This is a genomic window from Clavibacter sp. GW821-FHT01D01, from assembly GCF_059422605.1.
The window spans coordinates 533,859-550,904 of sequence record NZ_JBWKXC010000001.1 but is presented as its reverse complement, the minus strand read 5'-3'; the positions used below and the strand labels follow the sequence as shown (position 1 = coordinate 550,904).

The window sequence follows — 17,046 nt, the reverse complement described above, 5'->3', positions numbered from 1 at the left end:
AGCGGCAGCGGGGGCGGCAGGCGCGCCCTCAGACCCGCCGCGAGAAGGCCGCGAGCCCCTGCTCCTCGTGCGGCGCGAACCCGAGCGCCCGGTAGAAGGGGTGCGAGCGGTCGCCGTCCTCGGTGCCGCCGGCGTCGGTGGTGAGCACGAGGAGGACGCCCGCGGCCGCCCGGTCGCGCACGTGCTCCACGAGCGCGCGGCCGATGCCGCCGCGCTGGGATCCGGGGTGCACGAGGAGGTCCTGGAGGTAGCAGATCGACACCCCGTCGCCCACCGTGCGCACGAGCCCGACGAGGCGTCCGCCGTCGTCGCGCGCGGTGGCGACGAGGTCGGATCCGGCGAGCGCCCGCGCGAGCCGCTCCGGGTCCCGGGTGTACGCGCTCCACCCGACGGCGCCGTAGAGGTCGAGCAGCTCGTCGCGCGCGGGGGCCTCCTCGGCGATGCGGACCATCCCGCCATCATGCCCGGGCCTACGCCGGGCCGGCGCCGGGGCGGGCGTCGGCCTACGGTGATCCCATGCGCCCGCGCCTGCCTCCCGTCCCCGACGAGTCGCTCGATGCCTTCGACGGCGGCGTGGGCGTCCTGTCGCGCGACGGCGTGCGGGCGGGCCACGTCGCGACCGTGCGTTGGCAGTACCACGGGCTGCTCGGGCAGCAGCTGCACTGGTGGATCTGGTACCTCGTCGTCTGGGAGGACGGCACCCGCGAGCGGTCGCAGGAGGACTACGCGCCGTACCTCGCCGTGCAGGAGATGCGCGCGGGCTACCTCGACGTCGACGTCGCCCGCGACCCGACGCGGGCGGGGCGCTACGACTTCGCGTGGCTCCCGCCCGCGGAGGCCGCGGCGACCCGGGAGCGCCTGGGCATCCAGGACAGCGACTTCTGACGCCGGCGCGGGGATCGTCCCGCCCGGTCGTCGAGGAGGAGCGGAGGTAGGGTCGGCAGTAGGAGCGGTGCCGCTCCGATCCCCAGTCGACGAGGACCACCATGACGACGACGAGCCGCCCTCCGCGCAGCAGCACCGCCGACCGGCCGCCGCGTCCCCGCCGCTCCCGCATGGCCCGTCGCGAGGCCATCGCCGGCTACCTCTTCATCAGCCCGTGGATCGTCGGCTTCCTCGTCTTCACGCTCGGCGCGATGGTCTACAGCCTCGTGGTCTCGTTCAGCGACTACAACCTCGCCACCGACGTGGCGACGCCCGTCGGCACCGAGAACTACGAGCGGCTCTTCACGGATCCGCGGGTGGCCCTCTCCCTCGGCAACACGCTCTTCTACGCGATCCTCGCGGTGCCGTTCGAGGTCTGCCTCGCGCTCCTGCTCGCGATCCTCCTGGCCCGCCTCGGCCGCGGCGCCGGCCTGTTCCGCACGCTCTACTACCTGCCCAAGATGACCCCCACGGTCGCGACCGCGAGCGTCTTCCTGCTGCTCCTCAACGGCAACACGGGCGCCGTGAACGAGGGCCTCGAGGCCATCGGCATCGACGGCCCGCAGTGGCTCATCGACCCCGACTGGGTGAAGCCGTCCATCGTGCTCATGACGCTCTGGGGCGTCAGCGGCACCATGGTGATCTTCCTCGCCGCCCTCAAGGACGTGCCGCGCGAGCTCTACGAGGTCTCCTCGCTCGACGGCGCCGGTCCCGTGCGGCAGTTCTTCTCCATCACCGTGCCGATGATCTCCGGTGCGATCTTCTTCAACGTCGTCGTGCTCACCATCGCGGCCCTGCAGGTGTTCGACCAGGCGTACCTGCTGTTCTGGCGCGACCAGACGAACGCCTCCCCCGACTCGTCGCTCTTCTACGGCGTGTACCTGTTCCAGCAGGCGTTCCGCTCGTTCGACTTCGGGTTCGCCGCCGCGATGGCGTGGCTGCTGTTCGTGATCGTCCTCGTCATCACGCTCGTGCAGGTGAAGCTGAGCAACCGGTTCGTCTACTACGAGGGGGACCGCTGATGGCCGTCACCGACCGCACGCCGGCCCAGCCCGCGTCCGCCGAGCCCGCGCCGCCCGCGGCCGCCACGGGGGATCCGCGCCTCGCCGCCGCCCTCACCCCGATGCCGTCCCGGGACGTCCGGCCGACCCGCCGCGACCCCGACCGGGGACGCCGCGTGCGCTCCCGGATCTCCCGTGCGCTCATCGCCGTGGTGCTCGTGGGGTTCGCGCTGCTGTTCCTGTACCCGTTCGTCTGGCTGCTCGCCGCGAGCCTCAAGCCGCGCGGCGAGGTGTTCGACAACGCGCTCTGGCCGCGCACCTTCACGCCGCAGAACTACGTCGAGGTGTGGGAGCAGCTGCCGCTGCTCGGCTGGATGGGGAACAGCCTCGCGATCGCCCTCATCGCCGCCGCTCTGGTGTCGTTGTCGAGCGCGCTCGTCGCGTTCGGGTTCGCGTACTTCCGCTTCCCGGGGCGGAAGCTGCTCTTCGGCCTGGTGCTCGCGACGATGATGCTGCCCGGCGCGGTGACGATGGTGCCGCAGTTCCTCATCTGGAAGAACCTCGGGCTCATCGGCACCTGGATCCCGCTGTTCGGCATGAACCTGTTCGGCTCGGCCTTCTACATCTTCCTGCAGCGCCAGTTCTTCCTCGGGCTGCCGAAGGAGCTGTTCGAGGCGGCCCGGCTCGACGGGGCGAGCTACTTCGGGATGTTCCGGAGGATCGCGCTGCCGCTGTCGATCCCGTCGTTCGTCATCATCTTCATCTTCGAGTTCCAGGCGAGCTGGAACAACCTGCAGGCGTCGCTCATCTACCTCAACGCCGGCAGCGTGGAGGGCTTCACCGTGCCGCTCGGCCTCTCGTACGCGATGACGGCGTTCAGCCCGACGAACGGCGGGCAGGGCGACTACCAGCTGGTCATGGTCGCGGCGCTGCTCGTGACGCTGCCGATGCTGCTGCTGTTCGCGTTCGGGCAGCGGTACTTCGTGGAGGGCATCGCGACGCAGGGCCGCAAGGGCTGACGCCCGGCCGTGCCGCCCCCCGTCGCGGCGCGGGTCAGTGGCCGGTGTCGACGAGCTTCAGGCCGATCACGCAGCCGACGAGGCCGAGCAGCAGCAGGATCTTGACGACGCTGGCGGGCTCGGCACCGGTGACGATCGCGTACGTCACGGTCAGCGACGCGCCGATGCCCACCCACACGGCGTAGGCGGTGCCCGTGCTGATCTCCCGCATGGCGTAGGCGAGGCCCACCATGCTCAGCACGACGGTCACGGCGAACACGATCGTCGGCCCGAGCTTCGTGAGGCCGGCGGACTTCCCGAGGGCGGTGGCCCAGACGGCCTCCAGGACCCCGGACACGATGAGGACGATCCACGACATGGCTGTTCCCTACGGCCAGTCTTGTCGCGTTCCGGGTACTGATCCGTCGTCCGGGAGCGCGGTCGGGCGCCCGGTCACAGCGTAGCCGGGCGCCCTGATCACGCCATGTGCACGTCGGCGCCGGGTCAGCGCGCCGCCTGCTCGTAGGCCCGCATGGCCGCGGTCTGCGCGTCGCCGAGCGCCTGCTCGGGCGTCTTGTCGCCGAGGAGGGTCGAGGCGACGGCGTTCTGCAGCTCGCTCTGGATCTGCTGGCCGGCCGGCGACCCGCCGATGGAGCGCCCCTCCGCCACCACGTCGTAGAACGTGCCGATGGCCTGGTCGATCCCATCGTCGCCGCTCGGCACCACGTGGGCCTCGCGGATCGCCTGGTCGGCGGCCGGGGACCCGGTGAACAGGCCCGTGTTGATGCCGCCGTTCTCCGTCACGGTCGCGGCGCGCACGTCGCCCGCGGCCTCCCAGCCCTCCTGGCTGGTCAGGTCGAGCATCCACGCGCACGCGGCGTCCTTGTTCGCGGCGCCCGCGGGGATCACGAACGCGGATCCGCCGGCGACCGAGAACGGCTCGCCGTCCTGGTCGCGGAACGGCACCGCGGAGATGTCGATGTCGTCGCGGTACGGCGCGATCACGTTGAGGTACCACTGCGCCGCCACCTGCGACCCGACCTGGTCGGCCACGAACTGGTTGCCGTCGCCGAAGGTGTCGAAGGCGTCGGTGAAGCTCTTGCCCTTCGCGTAGCCGCCCTGCGCGTCGGACAGCTCCTTCAGGAACTCCAGGCCCGGCAGGTTGGACGGGTCGTCGAGGGTGGGCTGGCCGTCGTCGCCGACGAGCTGGCCGCCGAAGCCGAGCATCCAGAGCGCGGCCTGGCTGGTGGGCACGGCGTCGAGGCCGAGCACCGCGGGGTCGCCGCCGGACTCCTGGTAGACCTTCCCGACGGCGTCGAGCAGCTGGTCGGGCTTCGAGGTGTCGAACTGGTCGGCCGTGACGCCGGCCGCGGAGAGCACGCGCTCGTTGAGGATGATCGCCGGCGGCTGGAAGAACTGCGGCACCGCCCAGATCGCGTCGTCGTACCGGATGTCGTTCGTGACGGACTCGTAGAAGCGCTCCTCCGGGTCGACGTCGTTCACGGCGTAGCACTCGTCGAGCGGGAGGATCAGGTCCTGCGCCGCGTAGGTCGCCACGAACTGGCGGTCCATCTGCACGACGTCCGGGGTCTGGCCGCTCGCGACGCGCGTGGTGAACTTCTGCGCGTCGAAGGCGGTGGCGTCGAGGTCGATGGTGACGCCGTCGAGCGCCTCCGCCGCGTGCGCCATGCGGGCCTCGCCCACGTCGTCGGCGCCGTCGAACGCCCAGGCCCTCAGCGTGCCCGTCGCCTCCGTGGTGAAGGAGGCGTCGGCGGCTCCCGAGCCGCCGGATCCGCAGCCTGCCAGCAGCGTGGCCGTGGCCGCCGCCGCGATGACCGCGAGCGTCCGGTGTGTCCTGGTCATGTGGTTCCCTCCGAGAGCACGGCGGGCGTCATCGCCCCCGGTCTCGAACGTACGCCGCTTCTCCTCCGGCGATCCGGGCGGCGGGTCCGCGGCTCAGCTGGCCGAGCTGTACCACTTCGAGACCAGGTGGTCGGCCTCCACTCGGCGGATGGTGCCGGAGTGCGAGCGGAGCACGATGCTCGAGGTGCGGATCATGCCGCGGTGGCGGGTGACGCCCGCGACGAGCGCGCCGTCGGTGACGCCCGTGGCGACGAAGTACGCGTTGTCGCCCGTGACGAGGTCGTCCTGGTCGAGGATGCGCTCGAGGTCGTGGCCCGCGTCGACGGCGCGCTGCCGCTCCGCGTCGTCCTTCGGCGCGAGGCGGGAGAGGAGCACGCCGCCGAGCGCCTTGATGGCGCACGCGGTGATGATGCCCTCGGGGGTGCCGCCGATGCCGACGCACATGTCGATGCGGGAGTCGGGGCGGGCCGCGTTGATGCCGCCGGCCACGTCGCCGTCGAGCAGGAGCCGGGTCGAGGCGCCCGCCGCGCGGATCTGCGCGATGAGGTCCGCGTGCCGCGGCCGGTCGAGGACGGCGACCTGCATGTCCTCCACCGCGAGGCCCTTCGCGTCGGCGAGCGCGCGGATGTTCTCGCCGATGGGGCGGTCGAGGTCGACGACGCCGCGGCCCTCGGGGCCGGTGACGAGCTTGTCCATGTAGAAGACCGCGGACGGGTCGAACATGCTGCCGCGGTCGCTCACCGCGATGACGGAGAGGGCGTTCATGCGGCCGGCGGCGGTGAGGCTCGTGCCGTCGATGGGATCGACCGCGATGTCGCAGGCGGGGCCGAAGCCGTTGCCGACGTGCTCGCCGTTGAAGAGCATGGGCGCCTCGTCCTTCTCGCCCTCGCCGATGACGACGAGCCCGTCGAACGCGACGGTGCCGAGGAACTTGCGCATGGCGTCGACGGCGGCGCCGTCGGCGGCGTTCTTGTCGCCCTTGCCGATGAAGGGGGCGGAGCGGATGGCGGCGGCCTCGGTGGCCCGCACGAGCTCCATCCCGAGGTTGCGATCCGGGTTCGAGTAGTTCTCCTCGGTCATGGTGGGGTTCCTCCCGGTAGAGACGTGCGCGGGCGGCTCCGTCGACTCCGCAGGTGCGTCAGACCGATCCTACGGCGGGGGTGCTGGCCTTCCCGCTGCCGCGGGCGATGTGCCGGATCATCACGTTGAGCGTCGCGACGAACGGCACGGCGAAGAGCGCGCCGGCCACGCCGCCGACGTAGGAGCCGGCCGCGACCGCGAGCACCACCGCGAGCGGGTGGACGTGGACGGCCCCGCCCATGACGAGGGGCTGCAGCACGTGGGACTCCAGCAGGTGCACGCCGATGACGGCGGCCAGCATGATGACGGCCTGCAGCGGCCCCACGAACACCAGCGCGATGACGACGGCGAACGCGCCCGACACGATGGCGCCCACGACGGGGATGAACGAGGCGAGGAACACGACCACGGCGATGGGGACGGCGAGCGGCAGGCCGAGGAGCCAGGCGGCGAGGCCGATGCCGACCGCGTTGCCGGCCGCGACGAACATCTGCACGCGCGTGAAGGCGGAGAGCGTGACCCAGCCCGCGCGGCCGGCGCCGTCGATGGCGGGACGCGCGCGGCGCGGGAAGACGGAGACGGCGAAGCGCCAGATGCCCCGGCCGTCGACGAGCACGATGACGATGGTGAAGAAGGCGAGGAGCGCGCCCGTGACGAGGTGGCCGACCCCGAGCCCGGCGTCGAGCGCCCCGGTGAGCAGGGCCTCGCGGCTGCTCTCGAGCGCCGTCCCCGCGGACGCGACCAGCGCGTCGTAGTCGGACGGCACCACGTTGAACGGCGGCTGCGCGAGCAGGTCGCGGGCCGCGTCGAACCGGTCCATCGCCTCCCGCTGCAGCGTGGGGATGCCCGTGCGGATCTCGGTGACGAGCAGCAGCACCAGCGCCGAGATGATGACCGCGGTGCCGAGGAGCATCGCCGTGATGGCCGCCCAGGCGGGCCACCTGCGCCTCCGGAGCCCGGCCACGAGCGGCTCGAGCAGCGCGCAGACGAGGAGGCCGACGAGGAACGGGATGACCACCTCCTTCACGGCGAGGAGGAGCCAGACGGCCGCGGCGATCGCGATGCCGATGACGAGCAGGCGCCACGACCACTCGGCCGCGAGCAGCACGCCCGGGGTGACGCCTCGGGCGGGCGCCTCGGGCGGGGGCTCGACGGGGTGGGACATGGCGGTGCTCCGATCTCGGTGCGCGGGAGGAGGATCCCCGCGGGAGGAGGAGAGCCGGCGCCCATCATGGCGGGACGCGGAGGCCGACGGCCGGCGGTGTCCCGGATGCGCGAGCACGAGCATCCTCCGCGGTTCTGTGCGGGAGGCGAGCACGCACGCGGGGATCAGAGCGGGGCGGCGTCGGGCGGCGCACCGACGACGAAGGGCCCCGGTCTCCCGGGGCCCTTCGCGCGGATCGGGGGCTGCGCGCGAGGCGCGGTGCCGGATCCTGCTGGCGGTGGCGGTGGGATTTGAACCCACGGTGGAGTCTCCCCCACACACGCTTTCGAGGCGTGCTCCTTAGGCCGCTCGGACACGCCACCGGGATCGAGTGTAGTACAGCACGGGGCCGCGGCCGCACGGGCGGACGGCGGCGGATCAGCGCGCGGACGCCAGCGCGCGCACGGGGACGGACACGTCACCGCGCGCCGGGACGGCCGGGACGCGGGCCGCGCGCGGGAGGGCGACGGGCGTCGCGGCGTCGACCACGCGGATCCCCCGCACCTCGACCGCGGCCGGCACGGGCACGACGACGAGGTCGCCGGCCGCGAGGTCGGCGGGGAGGCGGACGGCCTGGCCGCCGACCTCCGCGGGGCGTGCCGGGGCGGTGGACGCACGGCCGATGAGCCGCGCCTCCGCCCACGCGCAGGCGAGGCCGGCGACGTCCGCGTCGACGAGGAGGGCGCGCGGGGAGCTGTCGGTCGCGGGGGCGACCGCGAGGATCCGCAGCACGACCGCCGAGGCCGACGCCGTGCGCGACGCCCGCGCGCCGCTGCCGGGCTCGACCGCGGCCCTCGTGGTCGCGCAGGGCGTGCCGCGCTCCGCGGCGAGCGAGACGAGGGAGTCGTCGCCGACCCGGAGGTCGGTGGTGGTGGCGACGGTGCCCGCGGGCCAGAGGGCGGCGGCGAGCGGATCCGGGATGCTGCGGCGGAGCGACGGGAGGATCGCGGTGAGGGTCATGGCAGCAGGTCTACCGCCGCGGCCGGCCGCGGGAGCCGGCCCTGACGGAAGCCACGCGCCGGGCCGGGCGACCCTCACGGGATCCGCACGGCCGTGGACCCCGCGGGCGCCCCGGGCCCGGAGCGGGCATGCTCGAGGGATCCCGTCCGCTCGTCCCGAAGGAGACCCGTGCCCGAGAATCGCGACCCCGCCCTCCCGTGGCTCCTCTTCGACATCGGCGGGGTCCTCATCACCCGGCCCGACGACATCGGCGCGATCAGCCGCGCGCTCGATCCCGACGCCCCCGGTTGCGAGGACGCGGAGGCCCGCGTCCGCGGCGCGTTCGACGCGCACCGCGAACCGTACGACCGCGGCGGCAGCGCGCGGGAGTTCTGGGAGGCCGTCGCCCGGGACCTCGGCCTGCCCGCGCCCGGCGAGGACGACCTGGCGGAGCTGATCGCGATCGAGCAGCGCCGCTGGGGAGCGCCGGACGACCAGACGCTCGCCGCCCTGGATCGCGCCGTCGCCGCGGGATACCCGCTCGCCATCCTCTCCAACGCCCCGCACGAGCTCGCCGACGTGCTCGAGGATCCCGCGGGCTGGGGCGCGCGCTTCCAGGTCGTGCTGGTGAGCGCGCGGATGGGGAAGGCCAAGCCCGACACGGACGTGTGGCAGCACGCGGTGGAGCGCCTCGGCAGCCCGGCCGAGCGGATCGTGTTCGTCGATGACAAGCCCGCGAACGTCGACGCCGCCCGCGCGGCCGGCATCCACGCGCACGTCTGGGAGGGCCTCGGCACGCTCGACCGGATCCTCGACGGCACGCTCGCCTGACGCCGCCGGTGCGGCGATGACGCCTAGGGCCGCGCGGCCGCCGGGATCGTCACGCGACCCTCCACAATGCCCGCCGCTACCGCCGGCATGGCGGTGCTGCTGCTGCGGGCCTCCCGGCGGATCAGCCGGAACGCCTCGTCCATGTCGACGCCGAGGGTGTGCGCGATGACGCCCTTGGCCTGCTCGATGACCACCCGGCTGTCGAGCGCGTGGCGGAGCTGGTCGTGCACGACGGTGCTGTCGCGGATGGTGCGCTCCTGCAGCACGCTGATGGTCGCCACGTCGGCGAGCGCCTGGGCGGCGACCGCGTCGGCCTCGTTGAGCACGCCCTCGTGCTCGCGGAAGAGGTTGAGGGAGCCGATGACCTCCCCGCGCAGCCGGAGCGGGATCGCGTGCACCGACACGTACCCGGCGCCCGCCGCCTCCGTCGCGAAGGCCGGCCAGCGGTGGGAGATCTCGCGCACGTCGGCGACGGACACGACCCGGCCGGTGGTCACGGCCTCGACGCACGGGCCCTCGCCGACCTCGAGCTGCATCAGCCCGACGAGGCGGCTCTTCTCGCTCGTGGACGCGACGACCTCGAGGTGCGCGGGATCCGGCCCGATGATGATGCCCGCCGCGCTCGCGTCGAACAGGAGCGTCACCTGGTCGACGAGCGTCTGGAGCAGGTCGACGACGTCGAAGTCGCCCACGAGCGAGTCGGCGAGGCTCACGAAGGTGTGGACGAGCTGCGCTTCCCGGGTATCCGGCATCGTCGTGGTTCCTCTGGGTCGATCGGGCATTCGGTGGTGGTGCGGGTCAGCGGTCGGGGCTGAAGTCGAGGGCGCGGCCCACGACGTCCTCGGCGACGTCGCGCAGCGAGCGGCCGGTGGCGAACGCGTGCCCGCGGAGGACGAGGAGCGCGTCGGCCGGAGGGATCCCCATCTGCGCCACCACCATCCCGGTGGCCTGGTGCACCTCGCGGCGCGAGAACCGGCCTCCCCAGGATCCAGTGTCCTCCTGCGGGCCCTCGGCGGCCAGGAGCGCGCGGCGGAGGACCTGCCGAGCGACGATTCGGGACAGGGTGGTGGCGTCGGCGACCTCCTGCTCGGAGATGTCGCGCGCGGTGCGGGAGTAGAGGTCCACCGCGCCGAGGCGGAGGCCCGCGACCACGAGCGGGAACGCGAAGACCGCGCCGAGCCCGGTCGCGTGCATGGCCTCGCGGGCGAGCGGCCAGGACGTGCCGTCGGATCCCTGCACGTCCGGCTCCAGCACGGGCCGGCGCGTGGTCATCGCCTCCCAGCACGGGCCCTCGCCGAGGTCGATCTGGATCTCGTCGAGCCGGGCCGCCCGCACGTCCGACGCGCAGACGGTCTCGCTGCCGAGCGGATCCCCGAGCGTGGAGACCGCGGCGCCGCTCACGCCGATGGCGGCGACGAGGGGGCCGCAGAGGTCGGCGTCGGTCGACGTCGCGTGCTCGAGCGCCTCCGCGGCGTCGGCGACGAGACCGCGCCTAGGCACGCGTCCCCGCGCACGGGGCGATGGCTGTGATCACGAGATCCTCCGTGGCCCGTCGGGTCCGCGCAGGGCGACGCGGAACGCAGGGACCGGGTACCGACCGCACGTCAGCCTAGCGTCGCGACGCCGCCGCCGGCAGGGCGGGCCGGGACCGGCGGGTCCGCCGGGGCGGACCCGCCATCAGCGGGGTCTGGGCTGACTTCATGAGGCCTCGTCGCCCGGTCGGTGACGCATGGCCGCGGCTGGGCGCCCGGGCGGGTACCGGAGCCAGGATCGCCGTCGGATCGAGGTTCGGATGGGTCCCGCCCGTCCCCGCGTCGTGATGCCGCAGGGCCGAGGATCACGCTAGGACAGCTCCGGCGCCGTGGTCGAGCGACGGGCGGCACTCCGCGGAGAATGGATGCATGACGCTGCGCGACGACCCCTCCGCCCGACCCGACGCCCACCGGTCGGAGGAGGCCCGGCCCGTCACCGTCGGGATCCTCGGCGCCGGTGAGGTCGGCACCGTGCTCGCCCGCCGCGCGATCGCCGCGGGGCACCCCGTGCTCATCTCCGGGTCCGGGGATCCGTCGCGCATCGCCCTCATCGTCGACGTGCTCGCGCCCGGCGCCGTCGCCACCACCTCGGCGGACGCTGCGGCTCGCGCCGACGTCGTGATCCTCGCGCTCCCCCTCGGCAAGCTGCCCTCCGTGCCCGTCGCGGAGCTGGCCGGGAAGCTCGTGGTCGACTCCATGAACTACTGGTGGGAGGTGGACGGCCACCGCGACGACCTCGCGAACCCCGCCTCCTCCACGAGCGAGCTCGTGCAGGACTCCCTCCCCGACTCCACCGTCGTCAAGGCCTTCAACCACATGGGCTACCACGACCTCGACGAGGGGGCCCGGCCCGCCGGCGAGCCCGGCCGCAAGGGCATCGCGGTCGCGGGCGATGACGAGCGGACGCGCGCCAGGGTCGCGGCGCTCGTGGACGCGTTCGGCTTCGACCCCGTCGACATCGGCCCGCTCGCGGCCGGCCGCGTGCTCGAGCCCGGCCGCTCGCTCTTCGGCGTGAACGTCGACGCGGACGAGATCCGCCGCCTGGTGGCGCTCGAGTCGGCGGACGCGCGCACCGGCTCCGGCGCCGACGCCGAGTAGCCGGCGCCCCGGTGGACATCGGCGGCTCCCTCGGCGAGATCACCCTGACGGTCGCGCTCCTCATGCTGCTGGCCGCGCTCGCCGCCGGCTGGATCGACGCGGTCGTGGGCGGCGGCGGCCTGCTGCAGCTGCCGGCGCTGCTGCTCGTGCCGGGGATCACGCCGGTGGAGGCGCTCGCGACCAACAAGCTCGCGTCCCTGTTCGGCACGACGACGAGCGCGGTCACCTGGTACCGGCGGACGCACCCGGACCTCCGCACGGCCCTGCCCATGGCCGCGGTCGCGCTGGCGGGCAGCTACGGCGGCGCGAGCCTCGCGGCGCTCCTGCCCACGTCGGTGTTCAAGCCGCTCGTGGTGGTCGCGCTCATCATCGTGGCCGTCGTGACCATCGCCCGCCCGCGGCTCGGCGACGTCGCCGCGCTCCGCCACACGGGTCGGAAGCACCACGGGATCGCGGCGCTGCTCGGCATCGTGATCGGCTTCTACGACGGGCTCATCGGCCCGGGCACGGGGACGTTCCTGATCATCGCGCTGATCACCGCGCTGGGCTACGACTTCGTGCTCGCGAGCGCCAAGGCGAAGATCGTGAACGTCGCGACGAACCTCGGCGCGCTCGCCTTCTTCATCCCGCAGGGCCACGTGCTCTGGGCGCTCGCGCTCGGCATGGGCGTCGCCAACATGGTGGGCGGCTACGCCGGATCCCGCATGGCCGTCGCCCGCGGCAGCCGCTTCATCCGCATCGCGTTCATCGTGGTGGTGGCGGTGCTGATCGTGAAGGTCGGGTCGGACGTAGTGGCGGAGTGGGCGGCGTGACCACCTGATCCCGGGCCTGGCGCCGGCATCGGGGCGCGTGGGAGGGTCGGGCATGACCCGATCCGCGCGTCCGTCCCCCGGCCTCGGCGCGCTCGCCGTCGGCCTGCTCGCCGCGGGGCTGGCCGCGTGCTCGTCGCCGGCGCCCCTCGCGTGCAGCGACGTCGGCTACTCGAACACGCTGGACGTGCAGGTGGTCGGACCGGAGGAGACGGTCGCGCAGGTGGCGCTCGTCCGGCTCTGCGACGCGGACGGCTGCTCGGGGACGCTCGAGCAGTCGGATCCGTCCCCGGATCCGGACGCGGCGCTGCCCGAGTACTCGGCGACCGCGTCAGGGCCGGGTCGGTGGACGATCGCGCGCGGCATGACCACCCCGGCGCAGGGCACGCTGACCGCGCTGGCCGCCGACGGCACGGTGCTCGGCGAGGCGACCCCCGACCTGTCGTGGACGCTCGCCGACCCCGACGACCGCTGCGACACGGTGAGGACCGCCGGCACGGTCGAGCTCCCGCTCGCCGGCTGACGGCTCGGGGCTCGGGCCCCGACGGCCCGCCGACCCCGGAGCCGAGCGCGTCCGGAGTCGTCCGCGTAGGAGTGTCGTGAGGTTCCCCGCCGCCCCGTGAGGGAATCGTATGGATGCGCGAGGGCGTCCGCGCGCCAGGTGTCTAGTGGTGCCTCGTGCCCCGCCGGGCACCCGCGTCCGACCGGGCGCGGCACCCCTCACCGGAGGATCCCCGTGCTCGACCTCGTGTACATCGCAGGCGCCATCGTCCTGTTCGCCCTCGTCGGCCTCGTCGGCCGGGGGGTGGAGAAGCTGTGATCACCTCGTTCGCCGACGCGGCCGGCCTCGCCGCCGCCGTGCTCGGCATCGCCGCGGTGGTGTACCTCGTGTACGCCCTGATCCGCCCCGAGAGGTTCTGATGGACGCGCTCGCCGGCGTCCTCCAGGTCACCTCCGTCGTCCTGGTCCTCGTGCTCGTCCACCGCCCCCTCGGCGACCTGATGGCGCGCATGTACGAGTCGCGCCACGAGACCCGCGTGGAGCGCGGCATCTACCGCCTCATCGGCGTCGACCCCCGCTCCGAGCAGACCTGGCCCGCCTACCTCCGCGCGGTGCTCGCGTTCTCGCTCACCGGCGTCCTCGTCGTCTACGGGATGCAGCGCCTGCAGTCGTCCCTCCCCTACGCGCTCGGCCTCCCCGCCGTGCCCGAGGGCCTCTCCTTCAACACCGCCGTCTCGTTCGTCACCAACACGAACTGGCAGTCGTACTCGCCCGAGGCGACCCTGGGCTACACGGTGCAGCTGGCCGGGCTCGCCGTGCAGAACTTCGTGTCGGCGGCGGTCGGGATCGCGGTGGCCGTCGCGCTCGTCCGCGGCTTCGCCCGCACGCGCAGCGGCACCATCGGCAACATGTGGGTCGACCTGATCCGCGGATCCCTCCGCCTGCTGCTCCCCCTCTCGCTCGTCACCGCGGTGGTCCTCATCGCCGGCGGCGTGATCCAGGACCTCCAGGGGTTCCAGGACGTGGCGACCATCACCGGCGGGACGCAGACGCTCCCGGGCGGGCCGGTGGCCTCGCAGGAGGCGATCAAGATGCTCGGCACGAACGGCGGCGGGTTCTTCAACGCGAACTCCGCGCACCCGTTCGAGGACCCGACCGCGTGGACCAGCGCGTTCCAGGTGCTGCTGATGCTCCTGATCCCGTTCTCGCTCCCCCGCACCTTCGGGAAGCTAGTGGGCGACACCCGCCAGGGCGCCGCGATCACCGCCGTGATGGCGACGATCTTCCTGGCCTCCTTGACGCTCCTGACGCTCTTCGAGCTGCAGGGCGCCGGCTCCGCGCCGACGGCGGCGGGCGGCGCGATGGAGGGCAAGGAGCAGCGGTTCGGCATCGTGCTCTCGACGCTGTTCGGATCCACCTCGACTCTCACCTCGACCGGCGCCGTCAACTCGATGCACGACTCGTACACGGCGCTCGGCGGCATGATGCCGATGCTGAACATGATGCTCGGCGAGGTCGCCCCCGGCGGCGTCGGATCCGGCCTCTACGGCATGCTCGTGCTCGCCGTCATCTCCGTGTTCGTCGCGGGCCTCCTCGTCGGCCGGACGCCCGAGTACCTCGGCAAGAAGATCGGGCCGCGGGAGATCAAGCTCGCGAGCCTCTACATCCTCGTCACGCCGGTCCTCGTGCTCACCGGCACGGCGCTGAGCTTCGCGATCCCGGCGGTCCGCGCCGACGTCGAGGGCACCAGCATCTGGAACCCGGGCCTCCACGGCCTGTCGGAGGTGGTCTACGCGTTCACCTCGGCGGCCAACAACAACGGATCCGCGTTCGCCGGCCTCACCGCGAACACGCCCTGGTTGAACACCGCCCTCGGCGTCGCGATGCTGCTCGGCAGGTTCCTGCCGATCGTGCTCGTGCTGGCGCTCGCCGGGTCCCTCGCGGCGCAGGACCGCATCCCCTCCACGGCGGGGACCCTGCCCACCCACCGGCCGCAGTTCGTCGGCCTCCTCATCGGGGTGACGGTCATCGTGACCGCTCTCACCTACTTCCCCGTTCTCGCGCTGGGTCCCCTGGCGGAAGGGCTGCAGTCATGACCACCATCACCCCCGAGGCCGAACCGCGCGAGGCCGCGTCGCCCGCGGCCGACCACAAGCCGTCGCGCGCCCGCGCCGTCGACGCCCGCCAGCTCGCCGAGGCTCTCCCCGGCGCGTTCCGGAAGCTCGACCCGCGGCTGATGCGGCGGAACCCCGTGATGCTCATCGTCGAGGTCGGCGCCGCGTTCACCACGGTCCTCGCGATCGCCGAGCCCTTCACCGGCGGCCCCGGCAGCTCCGGCGGCAGCGAGGTGCCCGCGACCTTCACCGCCGGGATCGCCCTGTGGCTCTGGCTCACCGTCCTCTTCGCGAACCTCGCGGAGTCGGTGGCCGAGGGCCGCGGGAAGGCGCAGGCCGACAGCCTGCGGAGGACCCGCACCAGCACCATGGCGCACGTCGTCGCGACCTACGACGCCTCCGGGGATCCAGGCGCCCAGCGCAGCGAGGTCCGCGACGTCTCGAGCGCCGACCTCACGCTCGGCGACATGGTCGTCGTGGTCGCCGGGGAGTCGATCCCGGGCGACGGCGACGTCGTGTGGGGCATCGCGTCCATCGACGAGTCGGCCATCACGGGCGAGTCCGCGCCGGTGGTCCGCGAGTCCGGCGGCGACCGGAGCGCCGTCACGGGCGGCACGCGGGTGCTGAGCGACCGGATCGTCGTGCGCATCACCTCGAAGCCCGGCGAGACCTTCGTCGACCGCATGATCGGCCTCGTCGAGGGCGCGTCGCGCCAGCGCACGCCGAACGAGATCGCGCTCAACATCCTGCTCGCGAGCCTCACCATCGTGTTCGTCGTCGTGGCGCTCACGCTCAACCCGATCGCCTCGTACTCGGCGGCGACCGTCAGCGTGCCCGTGCTCATCGCGCTGCTCGTCTGCCTGATCCCCACCACCATCGGCGCGCTCCTCTCCGCCATCGGCATCGCCGGCATGGACCGGCTCGTGCAGCGGAACGTGCTGGCCATGTCCGGCCGCGCCGTCGAGGCCGCCGGCGACGTGACGACCCTGCTGCTCGACAAGACCGGCACCATCACGTACGGCAACCGCCGGGCGAGCGCGCTGATCCGCGTCGACGGCGTGGGCGACGACGAGCTCGCCCGGGCGGCGGCCATGTCGTCGCTCGCCGACCCGACGCCGGAGGGTTCCAGCGTCGTCGACCTGGCGGTCGCGCAGGGCCTCGACACGTCGACGCTGCCGCGCGGCGTGGACGTGCCCTTCACCGCCCAGACCCGCATGTCGGGCGTGGACCTGCCCGACGGCACGGTGGTCCGGAAGGGCGCGTCGTCCGCGGTCATCGCGTGGCTCGAGGAGGGCGGCCGTCCGCTGCCGTCGTCGCTGCACGCCGAGCTGATGGAGACCGTCGAGGCCGTCTCGAACGGCGGCGGCACCCCGCTCGTCGTCGCGACGAGGGACGCCGACGGATCCGGCCGCGTGCTCGGCGTCGTGCACCTCAAGGACGTCGTGAAGGACGGCCTGAAGGAGCGGTTCGCGGAGCTGCGGGCGATGGGGATCCGCACGGTGATGATCACGGGCGACAACCCGCTCACCGCCCGCGCGATCGCGGCCGAGGCCGGGGTGGACGACCACCTCGCCGAGGCGACGCCCGAGGACAAGCTGGCGCTCATCCGGAAGGAGCAGGAGGGCGGCCGCCTCGTCGCCATGACCGGCGACGGCACCAACGACGCGCCCGCGCTCGCGCAGGCCGACGTCGGCGTCGCGATGAACACGGGCACGTCGGCCGCGAAGGAGGCCGGCAACATGGTCGACCTCGACTCGGACCCGACGAAGCTCATCGACATCGTGCGGATCGGCAAGCAGCTGCTCATCACCCGCGGCGCGCTCACCACGTTCTCCATCGCGAACGACGTCGCGAAGTACTTCGCGATCATCCCCGCGATGTTCACGGGCGTCTTCCCGCAGCTCGCGGTGCTGAACGTGATGCAGCTGCACTCGCCGGCGTCCGCGATCCTCTCCGCGATCGTCTTCAACGCGCTCGTCATCGTGGCGCTCATCCCGCTGGCGCTGAAGGGCGTCGCCTACCGGCCGCTCAGCGCCTCGAAGGTGCTCAGCCGGAACCTGCTGGTCTACGGGGTCGGCGGCGTCGTCGCGCCGTTCCTCGGCATCAAGCTCGTCGACCTCGTCGTCAGCCTGATCCCCGGCTTCTGATCCCC

At 73.2% G+C, this 17,046-nt stretch carries 18 protein-coding genes, 1 tRNA gene and 1 riboswitch; of the genes, 10 read left to right on the top strand and 9 right to left on the bottom strand.

Features of this window, described 5'->3' with window-relative positions; translation table 11 throughout:
• Window positions 1–28 precede the first annotated feature (28 nt).
• Entirely contained in the window at window positions 29–451 is a 423-nt protein-coding gene (locus AC07VC_RS02835; protein ID WP_494674502.1) for a GNAT family N-acetyltransferase, read from the bottom strand.
• Window positions 452–516: 65 nt separating this feature from the next.
• Between AC07VC_RS02835 and AC07VC_RS02830 the strand changes: the two genes are divergently transcribed.
• The 3 genes from AC07VC_RS02830 (at window position 517) to AC07VC_RS02820 (ending at window position 2,944) form a co-directional block, all read left to right on the top strand.
• Window positions 517–885 carry a hypothetical protein gene (locus tag AC07VC_RS02830; protein ID WP_494674503.1) on the top strand — a complete coding sequence of 123 codons (369 nt, stop codon included), beginning with the start codon at window positions 517–519 and terminating at the stop codon, window positions 883–885.
• Between the two features lie 101 nt (window positions 886–986).
• Window positions 987–1,946 carry a carbohydrate ABC transporter permease gene (locus AC07VC_RS02825; protein ID WP_494674504.1) on the top strand — a complete coding sequence of 320 codons (960 nt, stop codon included), beginning with the start codon at window positions 987–989 and terminating at the stop codon, window positions 1,944–1,946.
• Window positions 1,946–2,944: a carbohydrate ABC transporter permease gene (locus tag AC07VC_RS02820; RefSeq protein ID WP_317229606.1), complete on the top strand. Its 999-nt coding sequence runs from the start codon at window positions 1,946–1,948 to the stop codon at window positions 2,942–2,944. Before AC07VC_RS02825 ends, AC07VC_RS02820 begins: the two co-directional genes overlap by 1 nt.
• Window positions 2,945–2,978: 34 nt before the next feature.
• Here AC07VC_RS02820 and AC07VC_RS02815 read toward each other — a convergent pair whose 3' ends face one another.
• The 6 genes from AC07VC_RS02815 to AC07VC_RS02790 all read right to left on the bottom strand — a co-directional run bounded on the left by AC07VC_RS02815 (window position 2,979) and on the right by AC07VC_RS02790 (window position 8,030).
• Complete coding sequence (locus AC07VC_RS02815) at window positions 2,979–3,302, bottom strand: DMT family transporter (RefSeq protein WP_094116675.1); 324 nt, start codon at window positions 3,300–3,302, stop codon at window positions 2,979–2,981.
• Window positions 3,303–3,312: 10 nt separating this feature from the next.
• Window positions 3,313–3,377: riboswitch (guanidine-III (ykkC-III) riboswitch) on the bottom strand.
• Window positions 3,378–3,427: 50 nt separating this feature from the next.
• The gene (locus AC07VC_RS02810) at window positions 3,428–4,786 is read right to left on the bottom strand and encodes an ABC transporter substrate-binding protein (RefSeq protein WP_494674505.1); all 1,359 of its coding nucleotides are present in this window, start codon (window positions 4,784–4,786) and stop codon (window positions 3,428–3,430) included.
• 93 nt (window positions 4,787–4,879) lie between these two features.
• Window positions 4,880–5,866 (bottom strand): class II fructose-bisphosphatase, encoded by a 987-nt coding sequence (glpX, locus tag AC07VC_RS02805; RefSeq protein WP_317229608.1) that lies wholly within the window; start codon window positions 5,864–5,866, stop codon window positions 4,880–4,882.
• Between the two features lie 58 nt (window positions 5,867–5,924).
• A complete protein-coding gene (locus AC07VC_RS02800; RefSeq protein WP_494674506.1) occupies window positions 5,925–7,031 on the bottom strand; it encodes an AI-2E family transporter in 1,107 nt (368 codons plus the stop codon).
• Between the two features lie 272 nt (window positions 7,032–7,303).
• Window positions 7,304–7,393: transfer RNA gene (locus AC07VC_RS02795), tRNA-Ser, on the bottom strand.
• A gap of 55 nt (window positions 7,394–7,448) precedes the next feature.
• Window positions 7,449–8,030 carry a hypothetical protein gene (locus tag AC07VC_RS02790; protein ID WP_494674507.1) on the bottom strand — a complete coding sequence of 194 codons (582 nt, stop codon included), beginning with the start codon at window positions 8,028–8,030 and terminating at the stop codon, window positions 7,449–7,451.
• A gap of 168 nt (window positions 8,031–8,198) precedes the next feature.
• On the opposite strand from AC07VC_RS02790, the gene AC07VC_RS02785 reads away from it, so the two are divergent.
• Window positions 8,199–8,840: an HAD family hydrolase gene (locus AC07VC_RS02785; protein ID WP_494674508.1), complete on the top strand. Its 642-nt coding sequence runs from the start codon at window positions 8,199–8,201 to the stop codon at window positions 8,838–8,840.
• Between the two features lie 23 nt (window positions 8,841–8,863).
• Here AC07VC_RS02785 and AC07VC_RS02780 read toward each other — a convergent pair whose 3' ends face one another.
• Together AC07VC_RS02780 and AC07VC_RS02775 are read right to left on the bottom strand one after the other, a co-directional pair.
• Window positions 8,864–9,592, bottom strand: a complete 729-nt coding sequence (locus tag AC07VC_RS02780) for a GAF and ANTAR domain-containing protein (RefSeq protein WP_494674509.1) — start codon at window positions 9,590–9,592, stop codon at window positions 8,864–8,866.
• Between the two features lie 46 nt (window positions 9,593–9,638).
• On the bottom strand, window positions 9,639–10,340 hold the full coding sequence (locus AC07VC_RS02775; protein ID WP_494674510.1) for a GAF and ANTAR domain-containing protein: 702 nt from the start codon (window positions 10,338–10,340) through the stop codon (window positions 9,639–9,641).
• A 401-nt stretch (window positions 10,341–10,741) separates the two neighbouring features.
• Between AC07VC_RS02775 and AC07VC_RS02770 the strand changes: the two genes are divergently transcribed.
• The 6 genes from AC07VC_RS02770 (at window position 10,742) to kdpB (ending at window position 17,041) form a co-directional block, all read left to right on the top strand.
• Entirely contained in the window at window positions 10,742–11,470 is a 729-nt protein-coding gene (locus AC07VC_RS02770; RefSeq protein ID WP_494674511.1) for an NADPH-dependent F420 reductase, read from the top strand.
• An 11-nt stretch (window positions 11,471–11,481) separates the two neighbouring features.
• Window positions 11,482–12,282 (top strand): sulfite exporter TauE/SafE family protein, encoded by an 801-nt coding sequence (locus tag AC07VC_RS02765; RefSeq protein WP_494674512.1) that lies wholly within the window; start codon window positions 11,482–11,484, stop codon window positions 12,280–12,282.
• Between the two features lie 52 nt (window positions 12,283–12,334).
• Entirely contained in the window at window positions 12,335–12,802 is a 468-nt protein-coding gene (locus AC07VC_RS02760; RefSeq protein ID WP_494674513.1) for a hypothetical protein, read from the top strand.
• A 293-nt stretch (window positions 12,803–13,095) separates the two neighbouring features.
• Entirely contained in the window at window positions 13,096–13,200 is a 105-nt protein-coding gene (gene kdpF / locus AC07VC_RS02755; RefSeq protein WP_317229615.1) for a K(+)-transporting ATPase subunit F, read from the top strand.
• Window positions 13,200–14,876, top strand: coding sequence for a potassium-transporting ATPase subunit KdpA (kdpA, locus tag AC07VC_RS02750; RefSeq protein ID WP_494674514.1), 1,677 nt, complete (start codon window positions 13,200–13,202; stop codon window positions 14,874–14,876). The genes kdpF and kdpA overlap by 1 nt, the downstream gene beginning before the upstream one ends.
• The gene (gene kdpB, locus AC07VC_RS02745; RefSeq protein WP_494674515.1) at window positions 14,873–17,041 is read left to right on the top strand and encodes a potassium-transporting ATPase subunit KdpB; all 2,169 of its coding nucleotides are present in this window, start codon (window positions 14,873–14,875) and stop codon (window positions 17,039–17,041) included. Before kdpA ends, kdpB begins: the two co-directional genes overlap by 4 nt.
• Window positions 17,042–17,046: the final 5 nt, after the last annotated feature.

Excerpts from the sequence above, each read along its gene's own strand:
- AC07VC_RS02835 (WP_494674502.1), bottom strand. The coding sequence starts at position 451 with ATGGTCCGCATCGCCGAGGAGGCCCCCGCGCGCGACGAGCTGCTCGAC.
- AC07VC_RS02810 (WP_494674505.1), bottom strand. The coding sequence starts at position 4,786 with ATGACCAGGACACACCGGACGCTCGCGGTCATCGCGGCGGCGGCCACG.
- kdpB (WP_494674515.1), top strand. The coding sequence starts at position 14,873 with ATGACCACCATCACCCCCGAGGCCGAACCGCGCGAGGCCGCGTCGCCC.
- AC07VC_RS02830 (WP_494674503.1), top strand. The coding sequence starts at position 517 with ATGCGCCCGCGCCTGCCTCCCGTCCCCGACGAGTCGCTCGATGCCTTC.
- glpX (WP_317229608.1), bottom strand. The coding sequence starts at position 5,866 with ATGACCGAGGAGAACTACTCGAACCCGGATCGCAACCTCGGGATGGAG.
- AC07VC_RS02790 (WP_494674507.1), bottom strand. The coding sequence starts at position 8,030 with ATGACCCTCACCGCGATCCTCCCGTCGCTCCGCCGCAGCATCCCGGAT.
- AC07VC_RS02770 (WP_494674511.1), top strand. The coding sequence starts at position 10,742 with ATGACGCTGCGCGACGACCCCTCCGCCCGACCCGACGCCCACCGGTCG.
- AC07VC_RS02825 (WP_494674504.1), top strand. The coding sequence starts at position 987 with ATGACGACGACGAGCCGCCCTCCGCGCAGCAGCACCGCCGACCGGCCG.
- AC07VC_RS02800 (WP_494674506.1), bottom strand. The coding sequence starts at position 7,031 with ATGTCCCACCCCGTCGAGCCCCCGCCCGAGGCGCCCGCCCGAGGCGTC.
- AC07VC_RS02780 (WP_494674509.1), bottom strand. The coding sequence starts at position 9,592 with ATGCCGGATACCCGGGAAGCGCAGCTCGTCCACACCTTCGTGAGCCTC.
- kdpA (WP_494674514.1), top strand. The coding sequence starts at position 13,200 with ATGGACGCGCTCGCCGGCGTCCTCCAGGTCACCTCCGTCGTCCTGGTC.
- AC07VC_RS02760 (WP_494674513.1), top strand. The coding sequence starts at position 12,335 with ATGACCCGATCCGCGCGTCCGTCCCCCGGCCTCGGCGCGCTCGCCGTC.
- AC07VC_RS02820 (WP_317229606.1), top strand. The coding sequence starts at position 1,946 with ATGGCCGTCACCGACCGCACGCCGGCCCAGCCCGCGTCCGCCGAGCCC.
- AC07VC_RS02815 (WP_094116675.1), bottom strand. The coding sequence starts at position 3,302 with ATGTCGTGGATCGTCCTCATCGTGTCCGGGGTCCTGGAGGCCGTCTGG.